Annotated in this window: 23 protein-coding genes; 15 read left to right on the top strand and 8 right to left on the bottom strand. The window is 61.9% G+C overall.

The features are described 5' to 3' along the window. Positions 1-8: 8 nt before the first annotated feature. The gene (locus ACR9WD_RS04270; RefSeq protein ID WP_434922805.1) at positions 9-608 is read right to left on the bottom strand and encodes a GNAT family N-acetyltransferase; all 600 of its coding nucleotides are present in this window, start codon (positions 606-608) and stop codon (positions 9-11) included. Positions 609-693: 85 nt separating this feature from the next. On the opposite strand from ACR9WD_RS04270, the gene ACR9WD_RS04275 reads away from it, so the two are divergent. The 6 genes from ACR9WD_RS04275 (at position 694) to ACR9WD_RS04300 (ending at position 6,220) form a co-directional block, all read left to right on the top strand. Further along, positions 694-1,245: a maltokinase N-terminal cap-like domain-containing protein gene (locus ACR9WD_RS04275; RefSeq protein WP_083586679.1), complete on the top strand. Its 552-nt coding sequence runs from the start codon at positions 694-696 to the stop codon at positions 1,243-1,245. An 84-nt stretch (positions 1,246-1,329) separates the two neighbouring features. Next, positions 1,330-1,626: an Asp-tRNA(Asn)/Glu-tRNA(Gln) amidotransferase subunit GatC gene (gatC, locus tag ACR9WD_RS04280; RefSeq protein WP_038989805.1), complete on the top strand. Its 297-nt coding sequence runs from the start codon at positions 1,330-1,332 to the stop codon at positions 1,624-1,626. 5 nt (positions 1,627-1,631) lie between these two features. After that, positions 1,632-3,170, top strand: a complete 1,539-nt coding sequence (gatA, locus tag ACR9WD_RS04285; protein WP_434922806.1) for an Asp-tRNA(Asn)/Glu-tRNA(Gln) amidotransferase subunit GatA — start codon at positions 1,632-1,634, stop codon at positions 3,168-3,170. A gap of 5 nt (positions 3,171-3,175) precedes the next feature. Then, positions 3,176-4,684: an Asp-tRNA(Asn)/Glu-tRNA(Gln) amidotransferase subunit GatB gene (gatB, locus tag ACR9WD_RS04290; protein WP_434922807.1), complete on the top strand. Its 1,509-nt coding sequence runs from the start codon at positions 3,176-3,178 to the stop codon at positions 4,682-4,684. A 312-nt stretch (positions 4,685-4,996) separates the two neighbouring features. Further along, entirely contained in the window at positions 4,997-5,584 is a 588-nt protein-coding gene (locus ACR9WD_RS04295; RefSeq protein ID WP_190264735.1) for a GNAT family N-acetyltransferase, read from the top strand. 96 nt (positions 5,585-5,680) lie between these two features. Further along, positions 5,681-6,220, top strand: coding sequence for a GNAT family N-acetyltransferase (locus ACR9WD_RS04300; RefSeq protein ID WP_190264736.1), 540 nt, complete (start codon positions 5,681-5,683; stop codon positions 6,218-6,220). Between the two features lie 17 nt (positions 6,221-6,237). Here the strand turns inward: ACR9WD_RS04300 and ACR9WD_RS04305 are convergent, their stop codons facing one another. Both ACR9WD_RS04305 and ACR9WD_RS04310 read right to left on the bottom strand, forming a co-directional pair. Further along, positions 6,238-6,711, bottom strand: a complete 474-nt coding sequence (locus tag ACR9WD_RS04305; RefSeq protein WP_434922808.1) for a DUF664 domain-containing protein — start codon at positions 6,709-6,711, stop codon at positions 6,238-6,240. A 166-nt stretch (positions 6,712-6,877) separates the two neighbouring features. Next, positions 6,878-7,306, bottom strand: coding sequence for a hypothetical protein (locus tag ACR9WD_RS04310; protein WP_190264738.1), 429 nt, complete (start codon positions 7,304-7,306; stop codon positions 6,878-6,880). 278 nt (positions 7,307-7,584) lie between these two features. Here ACR9WD_RS04310 and ACR9WD_RS04315 point away from each other — a divergent pair, with 278 nt between their 5' ends. Beyond that, positions 7,585-8,466, top strand: a complete 882-nt coding sequence (locus ACR9WD_RS04315) for an aminoglycoside phosphotransferase family protein (protein WP_434922809.1) — start codon at positions 7,585-7,587, stop codon at positions 8,464-8,466. A 168-nt stretch (positions 8,467-8,634) separates the two neighbouring features. After that, positions 8,635-8,937 (top strand): hypothetical protein, encoded by a 303-nt coding sequence (locus tag ACR9WD_RS04320; protein ID WP_190264740.1) that lies wholly within the window; start codon positions 8,635-8,637, stop codon positions 8,935-8,937. A 169-nt stretch (positions 8,938-9,106) separates the two neighbouring features. On the opposite strand, the gene ACR9WD_RS04325 is transcribed toward ACR9WD_RS04320, so the two are convergent. Further along, positions 9,107-9,790 (bottom strand): HAD family hydrolase, encoded by a 684-nt coding sequence (locus ACR9WD_RS04325; protein ID WP_434922810.1) that lies wholly within the window; start codon positions 9,788-9,790, stop codon positions 9,107-9,109. Between the two features lie 30 nt (positions 9,791-9,820). Next, entirely contained in the window at positions 9,821-10,267 is a 447-nt protein-coding gene (locus ACR9WD_RS04330) for a MarR family winged helix-turn-helix transcriptional regulator (protein ID WP_038989796.1), read from the bottom strand. Positions 10,268-10,381: 114 nt separating this feature from the next. Between ACR9WD_RS04330 and ACR9WD_RS04335 the strand changes: the two genes are divergently transcribed. Both ACR9WD_RS04335 and ACR9WD_RS04340 read left to right on the top strand, forming a co-directional pair. Further along, positions 10,382-11,563 (top strand): MFS transporter, encoded by a 1,182-nt coding sequence (locus ACR9WD_RS04335; RefSeq protein ID WP_434922811.1) that lies wholly within the window; start codon positions 10,382-10,384, stop codon positions 11,561-11,563. 45 nt (positions 11,564-11,608) lie between these two features. Further along, complete coding sequence (locus tag ACR9WD_RS04340; protein WP_073706690.1) at positions 11,609-12,439, top strand: aldo/keto reductase; 831 nt, start codon at positions 11,609-11,611, stop codon at positions 12,437-12,439. A gap of 60 nt (positions 12,440-12,499) precedes the next feature. Here ACR9WD_RS04340 and ACR9WD_RS04345 read toward each other — a convergent pair whose 3' ends face one another. Both ACR9WD_RS04345 and ACR9WD_RS04350 read right to left on the bottom strand, forming a co-directional pair. Further along, complete coding sequence (locus ACR9WD_RS04345; protein ID WP_434922812.1) at positions 12,500-13,108, bottom strand: GNAT family N-acetyltransferase; 609 nt, start codon at positions 13,106-13,108, stop codon at positions 12,500-12,502. Between the two features lie 92 nt (positions 13,109-13,200). Beyond that, the gene (locus ACR9WD_RS04350; RefSeq protein ID WP_434922813.1) at positions 13,201-14,388 is read right to left on the bottom strand and encodes an MFS transporter; all 1,188 of its coding nucleotides are present in this window, start codon (positions 14,386-14,388) and stop codon (positions 13,201-13,203) included. Positions 14,389-14,469: 81 nt separating this feature from the next. On the opposite strand from ACR9WD_RS04350, the gene ACR9WD_RS04355 reads away from it, so the two are divergent. Next, positions 14,470-14,991, top strand: a complete 522-nt coding sequence (locus ACR9WD_RS04355; RefSeq protein WP_434922814.1) for a GNAT family N-acetyltransferase — start codon at positions 14,470-14,472, stop codon at positions 14,989-14,991. 853 nt (positions 14,992-15,844) lie between these two features. Here the strand turns inward: ACR9WD_RS04355 and ACR9WD_RS04360 are convergent. Then, positions 15,845-16,750: a LysR family transcriptional regulator gene (locus ACR9WD_RS04360; RefSeq protein WP_073706693.1), complete on the bottom strand. Its 906-nt coding sequence runs from the start codon at positions 16,748-16,750 to the stop codon at positions 15,845-15,847. A gap of 134 nt (positions 16,751-16,884) precedes the next feature. Here ACR9WD_RS04360 and tdh point away from each other — a divergent pair, with 134 nt between their 5' ends. From tdh to ACR9WD_RS04380, 4 genes are all read left to right on the top strand, one after another. Continuing rightward, positions 16,885-17,937 carry an L-threonine 3-dehydrogenase gene (gene tdh / locus ACR9WD_RS04365; protein WP_038989792.1) on the top strand — a complete coding sequence of 351 codons (1,053 nt, stop codon included), beginning with the start codon at positions 16,885-16,887 and terminating at the stop codon, positions 17,935-17,937. A 31-nt stretch (positions 17,938-17,968) separates the two neighbouring features. Beyond that, a complete protein-coding gene (locus tag ACR9WD_RS04370) occupies positions 17,969-19,168 on the top strand; it encodes a glycine C-acetyltransferase (protein WP_434922815.1) in 1,200 nt (399 codons plus the stop codon). Positions 19,169-19,238: 70 nt separating this feature from the next. Beyond that, positions 19,239-20,255, top strand: coding sequence for a LacI family DNA-binding transcriptional regulator (locus ACR9WD_RS04375; protein ID WP_434922816.1), 1,017 nt, complete (start codon positions 19,239-19,241; stop codon positions 20,253-20,255). A 134-nt stretch (positions 20,256-20,389) separates the two neighbouring features. Then, positions 20,390-21,748, top strand: a complete 1,359-nt coding sequence (locus ACR9WD_RS04380) for an ABC transporter substrate-binding protein (protein ID WP_434922817.1) — start codon at positions 20,390-20,392, stop codon at positions 21,746-21,748. The last annotated feature ends 9 nt before the right edge of the window (positions 21,749-21,757 follow it).

The following is a 21,757-nucleotide window of genomic DNA, read 5'->3' on the forward strand; positions in this document are numbered from 1 at the left end:
GGTGCCGCTCAGCCTTGCCGGGCGAAATATTCGCCGGAGAGCAGGCTCAGCAGCACCTGGTCGTGGAATGCCCCGTCATGGAAGTACACCTCCCGTTGGCGTCCTTCCTGGATGTACCCGGCGTTTTCATAGGCCTTGATGGCCCGCTGGTTGAAGGCGGCAACGCACAGGCTGATCCGGTGCAGCCCCAGCTCGCGGAAACCGTAGGCTGACATCAGCTTCGTGGCGCGGGTGCCGAAACCCTGGCCGACAAAGTCCGGGCCAATCATCACCGCCAGCTCGGCCGCGCGATGCGGCAGCTGTCCGCCATGCAGCGTGATGTGGCCGATGAAGCTTCCGGTGCCGCGCTCGAAGATGCTGAAACCGGCATCGCCGCTATTCGGCTCGTTGCGGCTCCACTGGGCGAACATGTCCATGAGCCCAGTCTCGGGGCGCGGCTTGATGATCCGCTGCTGGAGCACCGCCCAAGCCGGGTCATTCCACCACCGGGCCATGGCCGCGAAGTCCTCCGGCTCGGACTCGCGCAGTTCAACGGCGGCATCGCGCAGCAGGCGCTCGCCGTACTGCTGCGCCTGCTGGAGATCATTCCACGGCTCATCGGTGTGCATGGATCCATCGTAGGAGCTTTTGCCCGGACCAAGAACCATTGCGCCAACACTTGTGCCTAATACGAGCTGTTGACAGACTATGCTCATGGGAATCGTCTACAACACCACCATGTCTCCAACGAAGACCGAGCTGGTGACCGCCTGGCTGGCCAAGCAGGAGTTCTACACCGGCCAGGGCGCCCCGAAACTTGAGAACATCGGCGGATTCCGCCTCGAAGACCCGCAGGGCGAGGTCGGCATCGAGCTGAGCTTCTACGCCGACCACGCCGACACCTCCGACGTGGTCTACCACGTTCCATTGACCTATCGCGATGCCCCTATCGAAGGCGCGGAGCAGCACCTGCTGGGCACCAGCGAGCACGCGATCCTGGGCCTGCGCTACGTCTACGATGCCGCCGGCGATCCTGTCTTCCTCGCCCAGGCCCGCGAGCTGCTGGCCGGGAACGCGGTGCCGCAGCACCGCACCGAATCCTTCACCGACGATCCGCGGATCCGAGTCAGCGGGCAGACCGCCGGCAAGCAGGCGGTGATCATCCGCAAGCCGGTGGCCGGCGAACCAGCCGAAGCAGGGGTGATCGGGTTCTGGGAGAACGCCCTCGGGCAGGATCTGAGCGGTTTGGTATTGCGCACAGCATAATGAAGGCCCCGGAATAATGCGTCGGGCCCGGCGCGCAAGGGATAGACTTGTCTATGAAACCCAACCGCCATTCTAGGGAGATACATGTCTGCCATCAGCCGTGAGGACGTTGTGCATCTGGCACACCTTGCCCACATCGAGATGAGCGACGCGGAGCTGGACAAAATGACCGGTGAACTCGACGCTATCGTCGGTGCCATCGCGTCCGTCAGCGAAGTCGCCGCCTCCGACGTCCCAGCCACCAGCCACCCGATCCCGCTGACCAACGTGTTGCGCGAAGATACGGTGGGGCAGACGCTGAGCATCGAGGAAGTTCTGCTCAACGCGCCTGATTCGGACTCGGACCGCTTCAAGGTCCCGGCAATTCTGGATGGTGAATAATCCCAGTGAATGAACTGATCAAGCTTTCCGCCACCGAGCTGGCAGCCAAGCTGCGCGCCGGCGAGGTGACCTCCGTCGAAGCCGTGCAGGCCCACCTTGACCGCATCGCCGAAGTCGACGGCGCCCTGAAGGCCTTCCTGCACGTGAACGCCGACGAGGCGCTCTCCGTGGCCGCCGAGGTGGACGCCATCCGCGCCGCCGGCGGTGCCGGAGCCGAAGCCCTGCACCCGCTGGCCGGCGTGCCGATCGCCATCAAGGACCTGATCGTCACCAAGGGCCAGCCCACCACCGCGGCATCGAAGATGCTCGAGGGCTGGATGAGCCCGTACGACGCGACCGTGATCGAGAAGATCCGCGCCGCCAAGCTGCCGATGCTGGGCAAGACCAACCTGGACGAATTCGCCATGGGTTCCTCCACCGAGCACTCCGCCTACGGCGTGACCCGCAACCCGTGGGACCTGAACCGCATTCCGGGCGGTTCCGGCGGCGGCTCGGCCGCAGCCGTGGCCTCCTTCGAGGCACCGCTGGCCCTGGGCACCGACACCGGCGGCTCCATCCGCCAGCCGGGCGCCGTCACCGGCACCGTCGGCGTGAAGCCGACCTACGGTGCTGTCTCGCGCTACGGCGCGATCGCCATGGCCTCCTCGCTGGACCAGATCGGCCCGGTCTCCCGTACCGTGCTGGACTCGGCCTACCTGCAGGAACTGATCGGCGGGCACGACCCGAAGGATTCCACCTCGCTGCCGAACGCCCTTGAAGGCCTGGTGGCCGCCGCCGAATCCGGCGCCGCCGGGGACCTGGAGGGCCTGCGCATCGGCGTCATCAAGGAATTGACCGGCGAGGGCTACCAGGAAGGCGTGCAGGCGCGCTTCAACGAGTCGCTGGAACTGCTCAAGGCTGCCGGCGCCGAGATCGTCGAGGTCTCTTGCCCGAACTTCAAGTACGCGCTGGGCGCCTACTACCTGATCATGCCTTCGGAGGTTTCCTCCAACCTGGCCAAGTTCGACGGGGTGCGCTACGGAAAGCGCGTGTTGCCGGAAGACGGCCCGATGACCATCGAGCGCGTCATGGGCGCCACCCGCGCCGCAGGCTTCGGCGACGAAGTCAAGCGCCGCATCATCCTGGGCACCTACGCGCTGTCCGCCGGCTACTACGACGCCTACTACGGCTCGGCGCAGAAGGTCCGCACGCTGATCCAGCGCGACTTTGACGCCGCCTTCGAGCAGGCTGACGTGCTGGTCTCGCCGACCGCGCCGACCGTGGCTTTCGAGCTGGGCGCGAACGACAACGACCCGCTGGCCATGTACCTCAACGACGTGGCCACCATCCCGGCCAACCTCGCCGGCGTCCCGGGCATCACCGTGCCTGGCGGCCTGTCCGAGAACCTGCCGGTGGGCATCCAGTTCCTGGCTCCGGCCTACGAGGACGCCCGCTTGTACCGTGCCGGCGCGGCGCTGGAAGCGCTGCTCGAAAAGCAGTGGGGCCACTCGCTGATCTCGCAGGCACCAGCCATTGACACCGCTTCGATCGCGCAGGAGGCCTAGGCACCATGAGCAACTACACCGATGAACTGGTCGACTTCGACGAGGCGCTGGACCGCTACGACCCGGTCCTGGGCTTCGAGGTCCACGTCGAGCTGAACACCAAGACCAAGATGTTCTCCGACGCCCCGAACGCCTTCGGCGACGAGCCGAACACCAACGTCACCCCGGTGGACCTGGGGTTGCCCGGCGTGCTGCCAGTGGTCAACAAGACCGCCGTGGAGTACTCCATCCTGATCGGCCTGGCGCTGAATTGCCAGATTGCCGAGAAGTGCGGCTTCGCCCGGAAGAACTACTTCTACCCGGACACCCCGAAGAACTTCCAGACCTCCCAGTACGATGACCCGATCGCCCACGACGGCTGGCTGGATATCGAGCTGGAGGACGGCGAGGTCTTCCGCGTGGAGATCGAGCGCGCCCACATGGAGGAGGACGCCGGAAAGCTGACCCACATGGGCGGCGCCGCAGGCCGCATCCAGGGCGCCGACTACTCGCTGGTGGACTACAACCGCGCCGGCGTGCCGCTGGTGGAAATCGTCACCAAGCCGATCGTGGGCGCCGGCAAGCGCGCCCCGGAGCTGGCCCGCGCCTATGTGGCGGCGATCCGCGAGATCGTGAAGAACCTGGGCGTCTCGGATGCGAAGATGGAACGCGGCAACGTGCGCTGCGACGCCAACGTGTCGCTGATGCCAAAGGACGCGGACAAGTTCGGCACCCGTACCGAGACCAAGAACGTGAACTCCCTGCGCGCTGTGGAGCATGCAGTGCGTTTCGAGATCGAGCGCCACGCTGCAGTGCTGGATTCCGGGGCCAAGATTGTCCAGGAAACCCGCCACTGGCATGAGGACACCCGCTCCACCACCTCGGGCCGCCCGAAGTCGGACGCCGATGACTACCGCTACTTCCCGGAGCCTGACCTGGTGCCGATCGTTACCACCGCCGAGTGGGTCGAAGAGCTGCGCTCACGCCTGCCGGAGCCTCCAGCCGAGCGCCGCAAGCGCCTGAAGGCCGAGTGGGGCTACGCGGACAAGGAATTCCGCGACGTGGTCAACGCGGGTGTGCTTGACGAGATCGAAGCCACCGTGGCTGCCGGCGCATCGGCTGCCGTGGCCCGCAAGTGGTGGATGGGCGAGATCGCGCGCCTGGCCAAGGCCGCGGACAAGGAGATCGCTGATCTGGGCGTCACCCCTCAAACCATCGTCGAGCTGAACTCGTTGATCGAGGGCAAGAAGATCAACGACAAGATCGCCCGCCAGGTGCTTGAATTCGTCATCGCCGGCGAAGGCACCCCAAGCGAAATCGTCGAGAAGCGCGGCTTGGCTGTGGTGAATGACGATGACGCACTGGGCAAGGCTGTGGATGACGCCATGGCCGCCATGCCTGATGTGGTCGAGAAGATCAAGGGTGGCAAGATGCAGGCCATCGGTGCGCTGATGGGCCCTGTCATGAAGGCCACCCGCGGACAGGCCGATGCCGGCCGCGTTCGCGAGATCGTGATGGAGAAACTGGGCCTGTAAGGTCCGCATTCTTGCAGCGGCGGCCCGTATTCCCGGTGGGGAGTACGGGCCGCCGCTGTCTCGTTTGGGCTTCTTCGTCATCGGCTCCCTGCATGCACTGCATCGAAGCTGGCCGAAGGGCCGGCATCACGGCACTGCCGGGACGCCGAGTGCTGGTTATCAAGCCGAATGCGGCTTGGCGGCTGCACGCGGATGGATTAGGAGAGGTCGAACCCGGACTCCGGGTTCGCTAGAGTATGCGTAAGTACATGCACAGGCCCCTCCGGGGGTTGGGTCGGATGCATTGAGCTGACCGAGGCTGAAGGAATCGCAATGATCGAAATCAAACGGGTTGATGCACTGGCCGGATTTCAGCCATCGGACATTGCCGCGGTGCTCGTCGGCGGTTTCGCCGAGGACTTCGCTTATTTTTCGAAGAATCAGGAAACGTTGGCGCGGGCGTTTGCCCACATGATCATCCCGGAACGTTTTTATGTGGCGCTGGTGGACGGGGTTCCCGCCGCCATCGCGAGCCTCACCGAAGCCGATCAGGAGTGCTTCACGCCGGACCGGAGCGAATTCCAGCGCCATCTCGGAACGTGGCACGGGCTGATCAGTTATTTCATCGTCCGCACGCAGTTCCTGGGAGCTTTCAAGGGGGCTCGGCCCGGACTGGCGGAAATCGGATTCGTGACTACCGCACCCCCATACCAAGGCCGTGGGGTGGCCACGGAGTTGATGAAGCACCTGCTGGCCCTGCCGTTCGATGAATTCGTGCTCCGCGATATCAAGGACACCAATGTCGCTGCGTTGTCGCTGTACCGCAAGCTCGGTTTTAGCGAGTCGGATTCGCGCCCGGCCAGGTTCGCGAAACGTGCTGGCTTTTCGCGCTACGTTTCTATGAACAGGAAAGCCGCATAGCCATCCCTGTGCCGCTCCGGGTCCCCTGGCATCGAGCAATACGAAGTTGCCACGGTGGTCGGCCGAAGGCAACGCCGTTTCGGATAGGCTTGGGCCATGAATATCTCGTTCACGCCGTTGGGTCCTGAAGACAGCGATGGCATTGTCGCATTTCTGCTCGGCAACAAGTTCCCCTTCCATGTCCGTCGAGACTGGACGCAGACGGAGCTGCGGGCACTGGTTGATGGCGGAAGATATTGGAACAGCGAGAGCCAAGGTTTCTGGATCATGGGCAATGGCGATTGCCTGGGCATGGTTGTTCTTGAAGATCTGGAAGACGACACCCCGATGTTCGACCTCCGCCTTGCGGAGGCTTATCGGGGGCAAGGATTGGGTACGCGGATACTGAAGGAACTGTGCACCAAGGTCTTCAAGGAGAACCCGGAGACTGTGCGCTTCGAAGGGCAAACCCGGGAAGACAACATTGCGATGCGCAAGGTGTTCCTGAAGTCCGGCTTCCTCAAGGAAGCCCACTACCGGATGGGCTGGCCAGCTGAAGACGGCTTACGATTGGCTTCGGTCGCCTACGCCATTCTCCGCCAGGACTGGGAGTCAGGAGAAACGACCGCCTTCGACTGGAACGATGTGCAAATCTGAGTTCTACACCCAGGGTTTCAAGAAGCGGGGAGGACCCGCACGTCCCGGGTGATTTCCAGATGCCCCAAGTGCTGGCAGAGCTCCTCGAATACGTGCAGCAGGACGCCCTCGCAGGTGGCCATCCAGTATTCACTCTCGCGGCCCGGAGGGGTGGCAGCCGGAGGCAGGTGCATCTGGGTGTGGGAAAGATCCGCGATGAATGCCGTTCTGGTTGCGTCAGCCAACTTCAACGCGTCCTGCTTCTCCATCTGCGCGCTGAATTCGGCATCCCTATCGCGGGGAACGGCAACGCCCAGGTTCACTGTTGAAGACCAGCGCCGCATCATTCCGCAACAGTGCACCAGGATCTGAACAGGGGAGTTGCTGGCCTGGGCCGGCAACGTGAAGTTGACCAACTCATCGGGAATGTCATGAACGGTATCGACAAGCTGGTCGAATTTCTCAAGCAGAAGCTGAACTAGGACTCGCTGGCCAGGCACCGATGAATTCATGTCCTGATTCTAGCTCAGGCTGTCCGGAGTCTCTGTCGAGCTTCAAATTCGGCAGGGGCTGTCGAGCAGCTCCAGGGCATGGAAGAAGATCTTTTTCCATACCCTGGAAATTTGCTGAGCAGCCAATCACTTCATCAGGAAATCAACGCACTTCTGCGCAACCTTGCTAGGAGGCGTGCTTCCCGGCATGAGGAGCCTCCAACGTGCTTTCCGGGACGTGCATGGATTCCTTGGAGCAGAAGTGCCCAATCAAGGCCAGCACCATGCCGCCCAGTGTCCACACGCCCAGCATCCACCGCTGCTGGGCGGTGGAGGTCTCGGGGAAGTAGCTGAGTGATCGAATGAGAGAACTTGAAGCACCTGGAACCATGTGCTGCCCCATCGCACCCCATGGTGCCGCCAGGAATTGCCACGGCATGGTTGCGCCCGACAGCGGATTGCTGACGAACATCGTCTCCACGGCACTAAGTCCGATGCCCGCCCGGCCGAGCAGCGAGGTGCAGCCAACGATAAAGGACTGGACTGGACGCTGGATGTTGGCCACCGCGTCCAGAACGATCTCGCCAGCGGCGAGCGCGAATTGCCTTATTCGCATGACCGGATCGAGGTTGTGGCGCTGCTGCCAGACAGTTTCAGCATTGCCCGCCTCCCAGCCCCACTCACCCTGGGCATCTGACCAGTTGCATGGACCCCTGCTCTCCGAAAACCTGCGTGGATTGGAATGCTGTCTTTCCACCAGTGTTCTGATTGCATTCGATTCGCGCTTGACTGTGCGCCATTTCGGGCAGCGTGGCTAGCAGTGCAAGGTTGAGGTCCACGAATGAGGGCGATTACGATTGAGCGATGAACCTGCCACCGGCTAAGAAGACTGCCATGCCCGATGCTGAAGTGTCCATTGATCTGGCAATGGTGCGCGAGTTGATTGCGGTACAAGCTCCGCATTGGGCCCATGAAGAAATCAATTACTTGGCTACCGGTTGGGATAACGAAGTCTATCGTCTCGGAGATACCTTGCTGATTCGCTTGCCCCGCCGACAGCTGGGGGAGGACATCGGAGTCAAGGAACGGCGCTGGCTTCCACAACTCGCGCAAGACTCCGGGGTAGACATCGACCTGGCGATCTTTGAAGGGCAACCTACTTCCAGCTACCCCTTTACCTTTTCGATCTGCCCGTACGTTCCGGGTATAAGTGCAGCTCGGCTCAATCGAAAGGAACGCGATGAATACGCGCAGGAGTTCGCTGGTTTGCTGAAGGCTCTCCATCAACCCGCAAACTCGAAGGAGCCACGAAGCGATTTCCGAGGCTGCGCGTTGTCCCAAGTTGATGAGCGGACTCGAGAGCAAATCTCGACATTGGATCTGCCACTGCAGAGCGCGGCATTGGAACTTTGGCAGGAAGCGCTGGATGCGGAGGTGTACGGGGGCAGCCCAGTGTGGTTGCACGGAGATCCGCATCCATCCAACACTGTTGTAGACGGCGAAGAGCCATCCCTGACCGTTTCTCTGATTGACTACGGTGACTTATGCGTCGGCGACCCGGCATCAGATCTAGGCATGTGCTGGATGCATTTCAGTTCCGCGGGCATCGGCCAAGCCTTCGAGGCATACGGCATCGCAGTGGGAAGCCCAACGTGGAGGCGAGCGCGAGGCTGGGGTCTGCGCTACGCCATGATGACCGCAAATCTAGGCGCCGACGATCTTCTGGGCATAGTTGGGCGGGAGACCCTGAACTCACTCTTGGGTAGTTCCGTGTAGGCGCACTCCAGATCCATCCGACCTGTCTCAGTCCGTCAGCTGAGTTCCAAATGACCTAAGGAATCCTGATCGGTCCTTTTGACGATAGAACGATTTCAACGTCAATCGTAGGATTCATAATCGGAGGTCTTCGGTAACGCCGCAGGAGTGTTTCCTTAGACTTGATTCATGGAGACCAGCAAGCGCCAAAAGTACGTTGATTACTTGGTGGGTGAACACGGATATGACGCACGGGTAACACCATGGGGTATCTATATTGAATACCCCAATTTCGACGACAACGGCACGGCCGTCGTGAATTGGCGGGTTACGGAACACGAACTTGCTGGTTTGAACGGCATTCGAATGCCGAGAGGGTTTACCGGTGGCCAACAGTACGCATTTTCGGAATTGACAGCAACTCTTCATACATTCACTGGTTCACGCGGGACCATGCACGGGGCAAGTATGAGAATAGAAATAGATAACTGACAACGGCTACAGAGCCAAGCCTTGACCAGTTATCAAGAACGTGATTTTGAGCCGAGTGCTCGATTCCGTTCGCGTGGTTGAGCTGGCGCTCGTGCCGCAGCAACAACTTCGCTCGAGAACCGTGGGGCTGAGTTGAAGTGATGTCCGGGTCTGGGAGGCATGAACTCAGTTAATTCTGGGTGAGAAGTCCTGGCAACTGAGCCATGTCCGTGAACACGGCGATGGCCCCCGCGGCCAAGAGCTTTTCCGTGGTGCTGCTGATAGGTCCGCCTGGGCAGTAGCCGAAGACCGTAGCTCCGGCCGCGACGCCTGCAGTTACGCCGGTGACAGTGTCCTCGATGACCGCTGCCTGGCTCGGATCGATTCCCAAGCCAGCAGCCGCTGCCAGATAGACATCCGGAGCAGGTTTGCTCTGCGCGCACTCCATGCCGCTGTAAACATGCTCGCCGAAGAATGGTGCCATCTTCGTCAGGGACAACTGCATCTCGACTTTTCCGCGGTCAGCGCCCGTAGCGCATGCAACTCTGCCGTTGTAGCTGGCAGAGATGTGCTTCACCGCATCCAGAGCACCAGGTATGGCCTGCAAGCCTTCACGTAGGGCAATATCTCGACGCTGCCTGAAGCCAGCGATCCACTGCTCATCAATTCGTACACCCGTATTCACAAAAATGGGTTCCCACTGGTCTTTCAGGGCCTTGCCGATGAAGATGCTGATGCATTCTTCCTGGCTGATGTTCCATCCCAACTCAATGAGCATTTCGCGGAGCACTGCGTTGGTGATGGATTCGGAATCGACCAACACGCCATCGCAATCGAACAGGGCGGCGGAGAATTTTGGACGCGACAAGGACATGGCTGGCTCTTCCTTCAAATGTGCGATTCGCTAGACTGCGGAGAATTCGTGAAGAATGCGGGCCAGCGGAGCCAGCTCAGGCTGTTCTTCGGCCTGTTTCAGTACGCGTTCCAACGTGGCATCGTGAATGGGCTTGGCTTTTTGATACAGCTCGTGGCCTGCGGGGGTCAGCTCGGTATAGATTCCACGACGGTCATCGGCGCACAGAACTCGCGAAAGCAGGTTGCGGTCTTCGAGCCGGGTGACCAAGCGCGTGGTTGCACTCGGGCTCAAGGCGGTGGCGCGGGCGAGCTGAGCCATGCGCATATGCCACCCATCCTGCCGATTTAAGGCGTCCAATAATGTGTACTCGACCACAGAAAGGCCTACCTGGGCAGTCAGATCCTTTTCCAGTGCGGCATCGATTAATCCGTGCAATGACGCCAAAGTGCGCCATCCGCGAGCACGGATTTCGACAGCATCATCTGCGATTCCCATGGTTCCTCCAAGAAATACTTGCTTGCGCCGGTTACTTGCGTGTGCAACGATATTGGATATCGCGCAATAACAAGCGTGTGCAACTAATCTATCCAGTCTATCAGGAGTATCGCTATGCCGCTCGGCCTTATTGCGTTAGCCATCGGTGCCTTCGGCATCGGGCTTACTGAATTTGTCATCATGGGCTTGTTGCCAGATGTGGCCGCCGACTTCGCCGTCAGCGAGGCAGCAGCTGGTTGGCTCATTTCCGGATACGCACTCAGCGTTGTGGTTGGTGCATTGGGGCTTACAGCGGCAACCATCCGCTTGCCGCGCAAGCCGGTGCTTGTCGGCCTGCTGGTCTTGTTTATCGTTGGCAACTCGCTCACCGCAATCGCTTCAACTTATGAAGTGGCCATGCTCGGCAGGGTGATTGCCGCCTTGTGCCATGGTGCCTTCTTCGGCATCGGCTCGGTTGTAGCTGCCGACATGGTGCCGGCCAACAAGCAGGCCGGCGCCATTGCCATCATGTTCACTGGCCTGACCGCAGCCAACGTTTTGGGCGTACCCTTTGGAACCCTGCTCGGCCAGCACTCAGGGTGGCGCTCGACCTTCTGGGCAATCTCCGGCATCGGCGTTCTGGCGCTCGTTGGGATTCTTGCACTGGTTCCGGCCATCAGGCACGTCGCCGAGGGAATCTCGCTGCGCCAGGAAATTGGCGCATTCACCTCGCTGCAGGTCTGGCTGTCCCTGGGCGTCACCATCCTGGGCTACGGCGGCATGTTCGGTGCCTTCACCTACATCGCCTACACCTTGACCGAAATTACCGGATTCAACGCAACCACCGTGCCTTGGCTGCTGATGCTCTTCGGAGTTGGCCTCTTCGCAGGCAACTGGATCGGCGGGCGCATGGCCGATAAGAGCATCGACCGCACACTGCTCTTCTTCATCTCCGCGCTGCTGGTGGTGCTTGTCCTCTTCGGATTCTTTGCAGGCAATCAGGTCGCCACCGTACTCGCTTTGCTGTTCATGGGCGGTTTCGGTTTCGGCACCGTTCCAGGACTGCAAAGCCGCATCATGCACTACGCCGGAGACGCGCCCACCTTGGCCTCAGGCGCCAACATCGGTGCCTTCAATGTTGGCAACGCCCTAGGTGCATGGGCCGGAGGACTCGGCATCGCGGCAGGACTCGGATACACCTCTCCGATCTGGATTGGTGCACTGATCACCCTCGTTGCGTTGCTCGTTATCGTTCTGGCCATGATCTTGGCCAAGAAGGCTTCAGCCGCATCGCCCCAGCTGGTCGCAGTCGGCTAATCCGCAGTTTTCCCCTCTCCCACAACCAATTTTTAGGAGCTAGGCATGGTTACCGCCATTCCAACCATCACCCTGAACAACGGCGTTGAAATGCCCCAAGTAGGATTTGGAGTCTTCCAGGTCCCCAACCAGGAAACCACCGACGCAGTGAGGTCGGCTCTCAAGGCTGGCTACCGCAGCATCGATACCGCCGCGATTTACGGCAACGAAGAGGGCGTCGGCAAGGCTTTGGCCGAGTCGGGCATTGCTCGCGAAGAACTGTTCATCACCTCCAAGGTCTGGATCGCCGACATGGGGTACGAACAGACACTTGAAGCCTTTGACGCAAGCCTGCGGCGCTTGGGCCTGGACTACCTGGACCTGTTCTTGATCCATTGGCCAGCTCCCGAAAAGGACCTCTACGTTGAGACGTGGAAGGCCTTTGAAAAGCTGTACGCAGAGAACAAGGTCCGTGCCATTGGCGTGTCGAACTTCCAGCCGGATCACCTGGACAAGCTGATCGCCGAGGGAACTATCGTTCCTGCCGTGAACCAGGTGGAATTGCATCCGGCGTTGCAGAACCGCGAGGTGATTGCCGCCAACGGGCAGCACGGAATTGCCACCGAAGCCTGGAGCCCGCTCGCTCAGGGAGCGCTGCTCGCCGACGAGACCATCCTGGAGATCGCGCAGGCCCATCAGGTGACCGCCGCCCAGGTGATCCTGCGCTGGCACCTGCAGCAGGGCCGGGTGGTCATCCCGAAGTCGGTGACCCCGTCACGCATTGCCGCGAACCTGGATCTGTTCGGCTTCGAGCTGTCCGTCGCGGAATTGGCATCCATTGACGCACTGGATAGCGAAGGGCGCACCGGCCCGCACCCGGAGACGTTCAACGGCTAGCGGCAGTTTCCACCAGGCCGTCCGTCCTGCGCATGGGGCGGGCGGCTGCACATGCTGCATTCAGGGCCTGGAGGCCATGCGGCGATCCAGTTCGTTGCGCACCTGCGGCCATTCGGCTTTCAGAATTGAGAACACCACGGTGTCCCGCAGGGACCCGTCCGACATCCGCGAATGGGCGCCCAGCACGCCGTCCTGCTTGGCACCCAAGCGGCTGATGGCCATGCGTGAACGGAAATTCATCCAGTGCGTGCAGAACACCACGACCTCGCAATCCAGCGTTTCGAAGGCATGGTCCAGCAGCAGGCGCTTGCTTTCGGCATTGGTGCCTGAACCGTGGCTGCTGGCGGAGTTCCAGGTGTAGCCGATCTCCACCCGGGGCAGCACGAGGTCAATGCCGCAGTAGGTGGTCATCCCGATGATCCGGCCTGGCAGTCCGCTGACGGGATCATTGAGCCGGGTGGTGAAGGCCAGCATCGACCCTTCCGCCTGCAACGCAAGGCGCCTGCGGATTTCTTCGCGCATGTTCTCAGGACGTGGCACCGAGGTGTACCAGAGGTTCCACAACTCGCCGTCGCTGGCAGCCTGCACCAGACCGTCGTGGTGTTCCATGGACAACGGTTCAAGAGTGACATGGGCACCACGCAGGGTGAGTGGCTCAAGGGCATTCATGCGAATACTGTGCGCGCCGAAATACCATCGCGGCACCCCTGCGCTTCCGCCAGTTTCTGCGGTGGGATGGCATTGCAGGATCCGGGAACCGATTAGCCGGCGCTCTGCGGACGTTCCGCGGATGAAGCCGTGGAACGCATCATGCTGGCACCGCCTGCCGCCGCCACAGCGCAGGCAACAGCCAGTGCTCCCAGGCCCAGCGGCAGGGTAGCCGCACCGGCCACCAGACCCACGAGGATCGGTCCGCCGGCATCTCCCACTTCGCGTCCGAGCTCGGCGCTGCCCATGGTGCGGCCCATGCGCTCTGGAGGCGTGGTAGCGGCCAAGCGTGCGAATCCGAGCGGGGTAATCAGGCCGACTCCCAGGCCGATTGCCGCCGCGCCCAACAAGATCACCAGCAGTGACGGAACAGCCGCGAACAGCACCACCGCTGCAATCAGCAGGACCGCACCAGCCAGCATCAGGGTATTGGCCCGTTGCGGGGCGGCATCGTGGATCCGCCCGATCCGCGGCTGCACCACGGCCGAGATGACGGCCAGGATGCTGACGGCTCCCATGCCGAGGATCGGGTCGGCGCCGAGGCGGGCTGCGAGCAGCGGGATGAAGCCCACCGCGGCTCCCAGGATCGCGGTGGCAGCAGCCAACAGGAGCACCGGGCCAAGGAAGGCTGGTGCGGTGGATTGCTTCACCACGTCAGCTAGCGTGGCACGCTGCTTGGGCAGGACCGGTATGGAAGGCATGTGCAGGGCGGTCCACAGCGTTGCGCCCAGCGAGAGCACTGCCAGAACCAGGAAGAGCGCTGGCAGGCCAGCCCAGGTGATGAGGGCCGCTCCCAGTAGCGGACCGCCGGCATACCCGAGCCCCTTCCAGGAACCATATTTGCCGAAGTAGCGTCCGGCCAAGGACGGCCCGACCATCCGGGCTACGGCGGAAGAGGAAGCGGGGGAGAAGCCTGCCGCTGCGGCTCCCTGAGCCAAACGCGCCATGGCGAGCAGCAGCGGGGAAGCAGCGAAGGCGCCGAGCAGCGAGGCCGCCGCAAATACCAGCAGCCCGCCCACGATTACCGGCTTCACCCCGATCCGGTCGCTCAGTGCGCCGAAGACCGGTTTCAAGATGACCTCGGCGATGTCGTAGGTCGCCAGGATGAGGCCAAGGGCGGCAAAAGTCAGGCCGAGATTATCGGTTTCGGTGCCCAGTGCCGCCGCGATGCCATGGGCGCCGAAAGCCGTCGTGAATCCTGCCAAGTACAGCGGACCCATGCCGCGTTTCTGATCAACCACGCCCCCAGCCTAACCACGGTGGCTTGGCGCGACGAGAAGAAACGCATGAATATATCGCTACGTTAGCTGCTGGAAATCATCGTGAAACGACTCATGGATATCGTGGGAACCATGACACTGACCATACGCCGTGCAGATTTCGATGATCCCCGATTGCCTGCTTTCCTTGCCGCTCATCGGGCCGACATGGCACCCCAGTCGCCTCCTGAGTCCCAGCACGCGCTGGACTTCGATGCGCTGAAACGTCAGGACGTCAGGTTGTGGGTGGGGACGGCCGCGGGCCAGCTCGCGGTCACCTGCGCATTGGCTCCATTGGTGCCGGGGCATGAAGAACTCAAGAGCATGCGCACTCACCCCGGGCTACGCGGGCAAGGATTCGCATCGCGGATATTAGAGCACGCTATCGCCGATGCCACCCAACGAGGCATCAAACGGATCTCGTTGGAAACGGGAGCCGCAGAGTTTTTCGCTCCGGCAAGAAAACTCTATGCCGTGAACGGGTTCGAGCCTTGCATGCCGTTCGGCCACTATGGCGAGGACCCGCACAGCATCTTCATGTCGCGTTCGTTGGCCCGTTCCGGATTGCAGAAAGTAATCGGCTAACGCGAAAGAGAATGCAGGGAGCGATCTCGGAGAATTAGCGACCGTTCCTATCTGATTCGAGACGGGATAGGCCATGCGAATCCCGAGTCCGCATGCTGCGGCAATCGACGTGAGCAAGTGCAGCGAGTCCGGCGCAAACCCATGCCATTGCGTATACATCGGAACGGTGTCCCGGGCATGCGTTGTGGAAGGCACAGGACAACGTGATGGACTTGTTCATGAACTGCCAGTCTCGGGTTTCGACTGTCCAAGTCCTTATGCCGATGCCGCTGTCGGCACGCCCGGCCGCGGTGACTAGCGCTCCGTAGGGAAGATTGCAACAGACCGGTATTGCTCTATGTGCAGCAGCTATTGCGTCATCGTACGGGGCAGGGTGAACGGACGGTAGCCAAAGACCAGGATCACCCGCTCTGCTCATGCCCGTGATGAAGTGCTGGCGGTTGCCGACCTGGGCAATAGCGAACCAGTCGACCCTATGGGCGTGGTGGTGAGAATCCTGAAGGGGCGGTGATGCCCCTGCGAAAATCCACATCGTCCAGTGTTCTCATTGAGGGCGGCAAAATTGAAGCGGCGAGTGAAATGGACGCGCTCACTTAGTCATGCTGCCAGAATGACGTCGATGAGATTACCGCCGTGCCCGTGGTGCTCACGCCGAATCGCTCTAGCGCGCAGCTGGGTGCAATGGCCAGATTCAAGGCACCCAAGCGGAGGTTCGTGAGCATCGTCCCAGGAAGCGGCAACCCCAGCCAAAGACCGGGAATTCCGGGTTGGCAATCTTTGGGGCATTCCTCGCGAACCCGGCTATCCCAGATCTGCTATGCGGTGTTTCAAGGGTTTGCGCGCTCGTGACCGGCTAGGCACCGACAAGCCCCTGGATGGCCTGCCGGATCGCCTCGATGACGTCCATGACTGGTTCTCTGTGGAGGTGCTCCGCACGAACCAGAACGTCGATTTGTCGACCGGCTGATAGGCCTTTGATTGGTCGTAAAGTCACTGTGTTGTCCAGTGACTTCCGTGCTGTATAGCGAGGCAGGATCCCGAGGCAGCCGCTGGCTTCAACTAGGGCTCCGGCGGTGGCGTAGTCATTGACCCGGTGCTCGATTCGCGGAGCTTGGCCGGCCAGTGCGGCAATGGTTTCCAGGACGTCTGCCGGCGAATAGCCCGAACGCGAAACGACCCAGGGCTCGTCGATGACCTGCTCGGGGGAGAGCTCCTTGAATTCGGCCAGCGGATGGTCCCGGTGGATTGCGACGTCCAACGGTTCGAAAGCCAGTGGTATGACGCTGATCCGGTCTTCTGGCCACGGGGCCGTATGCGGCATCCGGTGCGCCAGTACCAAATCGTACGTCGAGGTCAGGGCAGGAAAATCTTGCTGAGAGACGTCTTCGTCGGAAAAGCGCAGTGGTGGCAACTGGCCTTCCGGGTAGGTCAGCAGCGGGGCGAAGATGGTCTGCCCGATGGAGTGGAATCCTGCGATCCGGATGGGGGTGTCCCGTTCCTGTTCCTGGGTGCGGATTCTCGCTGAGACCTCTGCCAGGGTCGAAGCGACCGAGGCCGCTGCGGACGCCAGCAATTTTCCCTCTGCAGTCAGCACCAGCCTGCGTCCGTCCTTCTGGGTCAGGGGCGCAGGGAAGTTGCGTTGCAATTGCGCCAAATGCTGCGAGACCGCCGAAGGCGAGACGAAAAGGGCCTTGGCTACAGCATTAACGCTGCCCAGATCCGCGAGTTCACGCAGAATCCTCAACTGATGCAATTCCATGAAGTAAATACTAAATCGTTGGATCAGTAAATCAGTGATCTTCTAAGGTGTTACCTCGAGCTGTTGGGTGCGACACTTGAAGCGACCCCATGTCTGTCTTGCGCACAGCAGGTGCCCAATCCTAAGGAACCAGCATGAAAGCACTGTACAAGTCCGGCCCGCACGCGGGACTGGAACTCGTTGATCGCCCAGAACCGGAAACCGGCGCGCACGACGTGAAGATCCGCGTCATGACCGCTGGCATCTGCGGCACCGACCTGCACATCGAAGCCTACGACGATGCCGCCAAGGCCATGATCAACACCCCGCTGGTTCCCGGACACGAATTCTATGGCGAGGTCGTGGAGGTCGGCAGCTTCGTCCACGGTGTCAAGGTCGGCGACCGCGTCTCCGGCGAAGGGCATGTCGTGTGCGGGCTGTGCCGCAACTGCCGCGCCGGCCGCAAGCAGATGTGCATCAACGTCGACTCGGTCGGTGTCCAGCGCGATGGCGCCTTCGCCGAATACGTGGTCATCCCGGAAAGCAACGTCTACATCCACCGCGACGAGCGCATCACCCCGCTGCTCGGCGCCATCTTCGACCCTTTCGGCAATGCCGTGCACACCGCGCTGCAATTCCCGATGGTCGGCGAGGATGTGCTGATCACCGGTGCAGGCCCCATCGGCCTGATGGCCGCAGCAGTGGCCCGCCACGTCGGCGCCCGCAACATCGCCATCACCGATGTCTCCGAGCAGCGCCTGGAACTGGCCCAGAGCATGGGCATCGACCTGGCCGTGAACGTCGCGAACACCCGCATCAGGGAAGCGCAGCAGCAGCTGGGCATGGTCGAAGGCTTCGACTACGGCATGGAAATGTCCGGGCACAAGACCGCCTTGCCGGAAATGATCGAGAACATGAACCACGGCGGCAAGATCTGCATGCTCGGGCTGCCCAGCACCTCCATCGATATCAACTGGGGCAAGGTGGTCACCCACATGCTGACCCTGCGCGGCATCTACGGCCGCGAGATGTTCGAGACCTGGTACGCCATGAGCGCCATGCTCACCTCCTCGGAAGTGATGCGCGAGCGCATTGCCTCGGTGGTGACCGACTTCCTGCCGGCCACCGAATGGCAGCAGGGCTTCGAAGCTGCCCGCAGCGGCCACGGCGGCAAGGTCGTGCTCGACTGGACCGTTTTCCCAGGCTAAGAATTTCCCGGATCAACAAGGAGTATTTGCAATGTACACGGATCTCAAAGACCAGCTTGCCGCCGAACTGGACGAGCTGAAGTCCTCCGGCCTGTTCAAGGCAGAACGCCACATCGACTCGGCCCAGTCCGCGTCCATCCTGGCCGGCTCGCTGGGTGACGATGCACGGAAGGTGCTGAATTTCTGCGCCAACAACTACCTGGGGCTGGCCGATAACCAGCAGATCATCGACGCCGCCAAGTCCGCCATGGACGAGCGCGGCTTCGGCATGGCCTCGGTCCGCTTCATCTGCGGCACCCAGGACCTGCACCTGGAATTGGAATCCCGGCTCTCGAAGTTCCTGGGCACCGACGACACCATCCTGTTCTCCAGCTGCTTCGATGCCAACGGCGGCGTTTTCGAGTCGCTGTTCGGCAAGGAAGACGCCATCATCTCCGATGCGCTGAACCACGCATCTATCATCGACGGCATCCGCCTGTCCAAGGCCGCGCGCTTCCGCTATGCCAACCAGGACATGGCCGATTTGGAAACCCAGCTGCAGGCCGCCGCGCAGCTCAACGACGGGGCCGGTGCACGCCGCACCATCATCGTCACCGACGGCGTCTTCTCCATGGACGGCTACCTGGCACCGCTCGAAGCCATCTGCGATTTGGCCGACAAGTACAACGCGCTGGTCATGGTCGACGACTCCCACGCGGTGGGCTTCATGGGCGCCACCGGTGCCGGCACTCCCGAGCATGCAGGGGTCTCGGACCGCGTGGACATCTACACCGGCACCTTCGGCAAGGCCCTGGGAGGAGCCTCGGGCGGCTACGTCTCCGGCCGCGGCGAAATCGTCGCGATGCTGCGCCAGAAGGCCCGCCCGTACCTGTTCTCCAACTCGCTGGCCCCGTCGATTGTCGCCGCGACCCTCAAGGCGCTGGACCTGGTGGTGGATTCCGGGGACCTGCGCGAGAAGCTCTTCGAGAACGCCGCGCACTTCCGCCGCCGCATGACCGAAGAGGGCTTCGAGCTGCTCGACGGCGAGCACGCCATCATCCCGGTGATGTTCGGCGACGCGGTCAAGGCCGCAGAGGTGGCAGGCAAGATGCTGGACCAGGGCGTCTTCGTGACTGCCTTCAGCTTCCCGGTGGTGCCCAAGGGCGCCGCGCGCATCCGCGTGCAGCTCTCCGCCGCGCATTCGGCCGAGGACATCGAGGCTTGCGTGCAGGCCTTCGTTGCCAGCCGCTGACCAGCTCGGTTGGCCCGGCGCCGTGTTTCAATAGGGATGACGAGTTGGCATAACCAAAGGCGGAGGACTCATGGCTACCAGGGATGATGTGGCGCGCTTGGCCGGTGTATCTCCCAGTACCGTGTCCTACGTGATCAGCGGCCGACGCACCATTTCCGAGGCGACCAAGGCCAGAGTCGTGGCGGCCATGCGGGAGCTGAACTACACCCCGGATGCCTTTGCCCAGGGCCTGGCCGGATCCCGCCGGGGGATCCTTGCCCTGCACTTTCCCACCAGCGTGGACGGCTATTCCTCCACCGAGTTCGAATACGTCACCGCCGCCATGGAGCGTGCCCGCGCGCTGGGCTACCACATGCTCTTATGGTCCAATCCGATGACCGATGTCATGGGATTGGAAAGCTTGGTCGGGCAGAAGCTGGTGGCCGGGGTGCTGCTGATGGAAGTGTCGATCAATGACCCGCGCTTCGATGTCCTGCGGCGCGCGGGCATACCTTTCGCTTCCATTGGCCGTCCCGATGACAATGCCGACCTGTCCTATGTCGATAATGATTTCGCCGAGGCCGGGCGCATCGCGGTGGACTACCTGGCGAATCTCGGCCACCAATCCATCATGTACATCAACGTCTCCGTGGAAGACCAGGAGGCCGGTAACGGTCCGGCCATCCGCACGACCCGCGCCATCTCTGAAGCCGTGCGCCTCCGCGGCATGTCGATGCAGGAAGTCCCGGTGGAAAACAACGCGCGCGGCGGACGGACGGCGTTGGATGCCTACCGGGACCTGCACCCGCGCCCCACGGCGGTGCTGGCGCTCAAGGAATTCGCCACTGCGGGTTTCGTCAACGCCGCTGGCATGGCGTCGTTGCGCATCCCAGAAGACCTCTCGGTAATTGCATTGGGTGTCGGCGATCGCTCGGCCGAAATGGTAGCCCCGGCACTGACCACGGTCGCCCCACCGGGCGAGGCGGTCTCCCATGCGGCGGTGGACGCACTGGTGCAGAAAATCGAAGGCCGTTCCCAGTGTGCCGTGCAGCAGCTTATCGCGCCGCTGATGACGGTCCGCGACAGCACCGGCCCGGCTCCGCGCTGAGCATCCCACGACAATCTCTGGACGATCTTCTTCCATAGGTGTTGACGCGCGTCGATGACCTGCGTCACTATAGAGAGGATCATTCGTGCCAGGCCGCTTCACTCGGCAAGGTACTAGTCAACGTGGAGGGCATCATGAAGAAAGCACAACGCAGGCTGAAGCTCGCGCCGGTTATCTCGATGGCAGCTATCGGCATGCTCCTGGCCGGCTGCTCCGGCGGGGCAGACCCAAATGACCCCAACGCCTCCGGAGGCGGCGCAGCCCAGGTGGGCGAAGCCGACGGTGTCGTGGACATCTATGGCCCGGTCACCGGCATCGAGGCGGAACTGCTGGAAAAGTCGTGGGCCAAGTGGTCCGAGGAAAACGGCATCAAGATCCGCTACACCGGAGACAAGAACTTCGAATCCCAGATCGGGATCAAGGTCCAGGGCGGCGACACCCCGGATTTGGCAGTCTTCCCGCAGCCCGGCCTGCTGCACGCCACCGTGGCACAGGGCAAGGTGCAGCAGCTGCCCGAAGCAGTGCAGGCACAGCTGCAGAGCAACTGGTCCGAGGACTGGCAGAACTACGGCAAGGTCGATGGCGTGCAGTACGGGGTGCCGCTGATGGCCAGCGTCAAGGGCTACATCTGGTATTCGCCCAAGCAGTTCGAGCAGTGGGGCGTGAGCGTGCCTGAAACCTGGGATGAGATGATCGCCCTGGGCACCGAAATCTCGCAGAAGACCGATGAACCGGCTTGGTGTGCCGGATTCGCATCAGGCGAGGCATCGGGGTGGCCGGGCACCGACTGGATCGAGGACGCGGTGCTGCGCCAGTCCGGGCCCGAGGCCTACGACAAGTGGGTTTCCGGAGACCTGGAATTCACCTCGCCTGAAATCACCAGCGCCTTCGAGTCCGTCGGGAAGATCCTGCTCGACCCCGAACAAGTCAACGCCGGATATGGCGATGTGAAGTCGATCAACGCCACCGCCTTCGGCGATGTCGGTACGGCAGTGGCCAAGGGAACCTGCCCGCTGACCCACCAGGCCTCCTTCCTGGAAGGCTATGTCCTCGATTCCAAGAATGCCGATGGCGAGAAGGCCACCGTGGCACCTGACGGAGATGTCTGGGCCTTCGTCGCACCTCCAGCCAAGGCCGATGACCCGGTATCCATCGTCGGTGGCGGCGAATTCGTCGCAGCTTTCTCCAACGATGAAGAGACCGCCAAGGTCCAGGAATACCTGGCCAGCGCGGATTGGGCCAATAGCAGGGTCTCGCTCGGCGGCGTGATCTCGGCCAACTCCGGGCTCGATCCAGCGAACGCCAGCAGCGACCTGCTGCGCTCCGCCGTTGAACTGCTGCAGGATCCGAACACCACCTTCCGCTTCGACGGGTCTGATCTGATGCCCAAGAGCGTGGGTTCCGACTCCTTCTGGAAGGGACTGGTGGACTGGATCGACGGCAAGCCGACCGAGGAAGTGCTGGAGAACATCCAGTCCGGTTATGACTCCTAGCCACCAACT

It is taken from the genome of Glutamicibacter sp. PAEs-4, from assembly GCF_051161755.1.
Lineage (GTDB): Bacteria > Actinomycetota > Actinomycetes > Actinomycetales > Micrococcaceae > Glutamicibacter > Glutamicibacter nicotianae.